Annotated in this window: 6 protein-coding genes and 1 pseudogene; 1 reads left to right on the top strand and 6 read right to left on the bottom strand. The window is 63.6% G+C overall.

Annotation, left to right across the window (positions count from 1 at the left end):
* The 4 genes and pseudogenes from WBF82_RS13975 to WBF82_RS13960 all read right to left on the bottom strand — a co-directional run.
* Positions 1-193: pseudogene (locus WBF82_RS13975) on the bottom strand (beta-xylosidase); the annotation flags it as partial.
* Positions 194-442: 249 nt separating this feature from the next.
* On the bottom strand, positions 443-952 hold the full coding sequence (locus tag WBF82_RS13970) for an isoprenylcysteine carboxyl methyltransferase family protein (protein WP_424383597.1): 510 nt from the start codon (positions 950-952) through the stop codon (positions 443-445).
* 315 nt (positions 953-1,267) lie between these two features.
* Positions 1,268-1,939 carry a hypothetical protein gene (locus WBF82_RS13965; protein ID WP_424383596.1) on the bottom strand — a complete coding sequence of 224 codons (672 nt, stop codon included), beginning with the start codon at positions 1,937-1,939 and terminating at the stop codon, positions 1,268-1,270.
* 79 nt (positions 1,940-2,018) lie between these two features.
* A complete protein-coding gene (locus tag WBF82_RS13960; RefSeq protein ID WP_424383595.1) occupies positions 2,019-2,648 on the bottom strand; it encodes a TetR/AcrR family transcriptional regulator in 630 nt (209 codons plus the stop codon).
* A gap of 90 nt (positions 2,649-2,738) precedes the next feature.
* Between WBF82_RS13960 and WBF82_RS13955 the strand changes: the two genes are divergently transcribed.
* Positions 2,739-3,953 (top strand): cytochrome P450, encoded by a 1,215-nt coding sequence (locus tag WBF82_RS13955; protein WP_424383594.1) that lies wholly within the window; start codon positions 2,739-2,741, stop codon positions 3,951-3,953.
* A gap of 55 nt (positions 3,954-4,008) precedes the next feature.
* Here WBF82_RS13955 and WBF82_RS13950 read toward each other — a convergent pair whose 3' ends face one another.
* Positions 4,009-4,716, bottom strand: coding sequence for a cutinase family protein (locus tag WBF82_RS13950; RefSeq protein ID WP_424383593.1), 708 nt, complete (start codon positions 4,714-4,716; stop codon positions 4,009-4,011).
* 72 nt (positions 4,717-4,788) lie between these two features.
* Positions 4,789-5,181 (bottom strand): hypothetical protein, encoded by a 393-nt coding sequence (locus WBF82_RS13945; protein ID WP_424383592.1) that lies wholly within the window; start codon positions 5,179-5,181, stop codon positions 4,789-4,791.
* Between the last annotated feature and the right edge of the window lie 116 nt (positions 5,182-5,297).

Here is a 5,297-nt window from a genome sequence, read left to right as displayed (position 1 = left end):
CTCCCGCTCCACCCGCGGCTGCCGCTGGTCCGCCCGCCGCCGGCGCGCCAGCTCCGCCTGACTGGCCCTGGACGCAGGCGTAGCCGCCCGTCATAAACGGGGTGGCTGCCGCGTCGGGACTCAACGCTAAAGCGGCCCCGAACAATCCGGCGCCGGCAACTACTTTGACCTTGGCTCGATCGAAAGCCGTCATCGACGTCCACTCCTTTATTCACGCTCGGCTATGTCCGCCAGCGAGAGGTTGTAGCAGAACCGCATAGCCGTACCTAAGTCGTTCTTAGACACCGACGCTATTTCTACTAGACCCATGTGGAACACAACCCGCGGCGCACCGCGCTGTTGCCAAATAGAGACGTTTGGGCCCGCATTGTCACGACTGAGTCACGAGTCGCAGCAGCCCTTTTCAATCCGGCGGGCTACCCGCCGACGACCAGAAGATCGATCACCTCAAGCTTGCCAGTGCGTTGTTTTCAACGTGGATCCGGGTCCTTAGCAAGACGGCGTTGAGAAGTGAGAACACCAGCGCCGTAATCCACGCGGTGTGTATCAGCGGCAGCGCAAAGCCTTCGGCTATCACCGCAACGTAATTCGGATGAGGCAGAAAGCGATACGGACCACCGGTGACACGCGCTGCGCCCGGTATCACGATCACCCGGGCATTCCACTGATGTTTCAGGGTGCTGATGCACCACCAGCGCAATGCTTGTGCCGCAACGGCTATCGCGAGCATCGGCCAGCCCAGCACCGGGACGAAGGGTCGGTGAAACGCGATCGGCTCGATCAGGCATCCCGCCAGCAGGGCGGTGTGCAGGGTCACCATGGCCGGATAGTGTCCGGCGCCGAACTCGACGCCGCCGTGCGCCTTGCTCCAGGCGCGATTGCGGTTGGTCACCACGAGCTCGGCCATGCGCTCCACGACGACCACGCCGATCAACAGCACATACCAGGTCATCGGATCACCGCCAGCGCAGCACCACGAGTTGTCGTCGTCACGTTACTCATCCTTTTCGGAGCGTGTTGCTTTCTGGCAGCGTCGCCGCCGTTGAAATGCCGCGCCGTCCACGTGTGCCCCTCGGCGCGTGGACGGCGCGGCTTTCCTCGGCGCCCACCATCAGTGGTGCGCACCCGGGCCCGAAGACGCCTCAATCGGTATTACGAGCGTCGCCACTAGATGGTTCGGTCCAGGCGCGGACAAATGCGCCGGTGATTGAACAGCTACTTACCGGGCCGGCAGCGTCTTGCCCTGCAGCAGAATCAGCGTGGCCGCTTAGCGGACGTAGACTTCCCCGCCGGTGGGGTATCCGCCGCCGTGGGTGGTGATGTGGACGTGGTCGTAGTGCCCGTATCCAGATCCTGATGGCCCGCTCGGGGTGTAGTACGTGCCGCGCCAGATGGCATCCTGCAACGAGAATCGAGTCGCGTTCTTCAGCGCGAACGCGACGATCTCGTTTCCGAGCGCGATGCCTTGAGCGCTACTGGGGTTGGGGATCATGACGTCCAACGCCAAACCATTCGGATGCCATGGCTTCGAGTCCGGCCGAACACCGCCGATGTTCTTGACTTCGGGGAACGCCGCGCTGATACTGCGCGCGGCCAAAATCGTCTTGACCTGCAGACCCCGCTCGGGAGCGACACCCACCAGCAGCACGCGTGGAGCATTTTGATTGACGACTCGCCATCGTGATGCCCTGGATGCCGACACGGTCTCGTCGGGCCCGGGGCTCACGTCAGACAAAGCCCACGACGGTGACGCCGGGGCGGCCGCAGTCACCGCTACGCAGCAGGGCGCACCGTCGCCAACATCCTTGTTTGCCTCCACGCGGGTGGCGACCGCGTCGGCGCTGCCGGCGACGGCAAAGAAGACGGCAGCCGGGGCAACCACTGAGGCCACCATCACTGGTGACCTCCGTCGGCTGCTGGCTAATCGATGTCGCGCCACGAGAGCACCTTACGAGCAAATCGCGGAATTGTCACGAAATAGTAACTACCCGCCTCTGACGGCTCGTTTCCGGGGGGTCTTACATCGGCCAGCTACTCGACATCGGTGCAAATCGCAAAGCGGCGGCGTCGGGCAGCGGCTGTCGTGGGTGCGTCGAGATCGCGTCGAGCATCAATGCGACGTAGCGACGCCAGCCGTCAGTGTCCGAATCCATCGTCCATAGCACGCTGTGCAGCATCGCGATCAGACGCGGCAGATCATCGGCGACGAGGTCGGCGCGGACTGCGCCGGTCTCCTGGCCTCGACGGGCAAGCTCACTGAGCGCTTCATACAGCGACGTCGAGATATCCGGGGTCAGCGATCCGGCTCGGCGCGCCGCGGTCAGCAGGTTGTGTTCGCGAGCACCCAGCGATATCGCCGCGTCAATCAGTTGAGCGAGGCCCCCCAACGGATCGTCGGCGCGCCGAACGGCCTCGATCGTCGGGTTGAGGTCCTCGGCGATGGATTGATCCAGCGCGGCCCGGATCAGGTCGGCCTTGGTCGGAAACCGGCGATAGAGCGTTCGTTCCCCGACTCCTGCGCGACGGGCGATCGCCTCGATAGGCGCCTCGGGGCCCAGTTCGTCGTAGACGTCTCGCGCGGCCCGCAGAATTTTCGAGGCGTTGCGCGCCGCGTCCGCTCGTAACGGTCGATCGGAAACCGCGGTCATAGCGACAGAGTAACTGACAGTTGACTGCCAACCGGCCGGGTTCTACGCTCGGATAATTGACAGTCGTCTGACATTTATGAGGAAACGCCAATGACGGCAACGACTTCCGATTCCCGCTCCGAGACCGGGCTTCCGGTCATTCCGGCACCCAGGGCGGCACACTGCCCCCTCGCGCCCCCGCCGGAATTCGCGAGGTGGCGGGACGAGCCCGGCCTGCGCCGAGCGATGTGGCTAGGCCGGCCGACCTGGGTGGTGAGCCGCTACCAGGACATCAGGGCCGCGCTCGTCGACCCGAGGCTGTCGGCGGATACCATCTCCTCGGCGATCAAACCATCGAGCGACGAGGGCACGCCGGTGATCTTCGCCCGCATCGACGATCCCGAGCATCACCGGTTGCGGCGGATGATGACCAGTCAATTCACCTTCCGGCGTACCGAAGCGATGCGTCCGCAGATTCAGGAAATGGTCGACGAATACCTCGGCAGGATGATCGACAAGGGGCCCCCGGCCGACATCGTGCGCGACTTCGCTTTGCCTGTACCGTCTTTGGTGATCGCGCTGCTGCTGGGCGTGCCGCCCGAAGACCTCGGCCTCTTCCAGCGCAATACCACGATCGGATTGGACACGTCGACGTCCGAAGAGCAAAAGGCGCACGCCTTCGCGACGATGTTTGTCTACATCCAGGAGTTGGTGCAGCGTAAGGAGCGCGAACCCGGCGACGACTTGATCAGCCGTCTGGTGACCGACTACGTCGCGACCGGGCAACTCAGTCGTGAGACTGCGGCGATGACCGGTGTGATCATGATGCAGGCCGGACACGAGACCACTGCCAACATGATTGCATTGGGAACTGTTGCGCTGCTGCAGCATCGGGATGTATTCGAACGGCTCGGCCAAACCAACGATCCGGCCGTGATCGCCAATGCCATCGAAGAGCTGATGCGCTATCTCACTATCGTGCACGCCCAAGTGGACCGGATCGCGACCGAGGACTTGACGATCGGTGGCCAGTTGATCCGGGCTGGAGACAGGGTCTTGATGAACCTGCCAGCGGGAAATTGGGACAGCGAATTCGTCGACAACCCAGAGACTTTCGACATCGACCGGAACACCCGCGGGCACGTCGGTTTCGGCTACGGTGTACACCAGTGCATCGGCGCCAACCTGGCTCGAGTCGAGATGCAGGTCGCGTTCGCGACGCTGGCGCGACGGCTACCCGGACTGCGGTTGGCTGTACCGCCGGATGCGTTGCGATTTAAGGACTCCGACATCTACGGCATGAAAGAGCTGCCGGTCACGTGGTGAGTCTCACCGCGTGCGTTTCGACAATCAGGTTGCGGTGATCACCGGCGGGCTGAAGCTATAGATGACTCGCGGCGAAGTCGGCGCCCTGGGCTGTCATGCCGTTCACCGGGTATTCGGCGTGCGCGAAGCTCGGCGCCCCACCGGCATCGCCATTGCAGATGGTGTCTCCGGGAGCGCACAAGTCAGCGGTCTTAGGCGCATACAGCGGTCCGATGGTGATCGTCGGTGCGCCGTAGTTTTGCAGCCACTGATTTGACGGTTTTCCGAACAGGACCACAGCGGCGACGTGATTGGCCACCGATGGCGGCATCGGCTTAGGCAAGAACTGGACGTAGTCGGCCGGTACGCCCGCCGGTATAGAAGCCGAGGTGACGAAGCCCGCCACGGCCGCGCCCTGGGAGTACCCGCCGAGCACGATCCGAGTGTTGGGGCAGTTCGCGGAAGTGGCCTCGATATGACTACCCGCGTCTTTGATCCCGTCGACGACGCTTTGGGCGAACTGAAGTCGGTCGGAAAAATCGCTGCTGGCTTCGTAGTTGACCGGATACACGTCAAGCGACTTGTCACCGACCGCCGAACGCAGCGAGTCGACGAATGGCTGTCCGATCCCGCCGACCCCGGGAGCCTCGCTGGTGCCGCGGGCGAAGACCACCTCGACGTCCGGGCAGGGCTCCGCAGATGCGACGGGGATGGGAATGGTTAGTAATCCCCCGACGATTACCAGCGCAGCGGCAAGGAAGTGGGTGATCTGACGTGGGCACATGGTCAACATTGTTGCCCTGTACCCCCGAGCACGTCCTTATATTCCAATCGCTCCAGTCACCACTGCAGGCGGTTAGGGCGTTTCGCTTGAATCGTCTGAATCGTCCAGGACGCTGACGGCGATGCCGTATGGCAGGAATCGGACCTTGCGGGTCGCGTCGGTGTTGCTTTGGTTGGCCCGTAGCGCCTCGAGTTCGGTGGCGTAGACCTCTTCGACCCGCGCGCCGCCGTCGCTGCTCATGGTGTAAATCACCCAGACACCGTCACCGGCTTCGCCGGTGGTTTCCGGCCTGGTCCGCATGCGCCGGGCCAGGTCGTCGAGAAGTCCAGACAACCCGGCCCGCTCGCCGGGCAGGGTGAAAAACCGGCTGACTCCGTCGAGCGCCTCACGCAGGCCCTCGCTGGCGTCGCGAAACACCCGATCAAAGTCCTCGGGATCGAACCCGAACCGACCGTTGTCGTCCATTGCGGCCTCCTGGCAACTCACACCGATACCACCCCAGTGTGCGCACAATCGGCATCGTCCGCCACAGGCACCTGGTGCTACGGCCCCGGCGGTGGTGGAGGCGGCGGCGGGGGGTT

Source organism: Mycobacterium sp. (assembly GCF_049673265.1).
Lineage (GTDB): Bacteria > Actinomycetota > Actinomycetes > Mycobacteriales > Mycobacteriaceae > Mycobacterium.
Note: the sequence above shows the minus strand (reverse complement) of the source record. Positions and strands in the feature narration are given on the sequence as shown.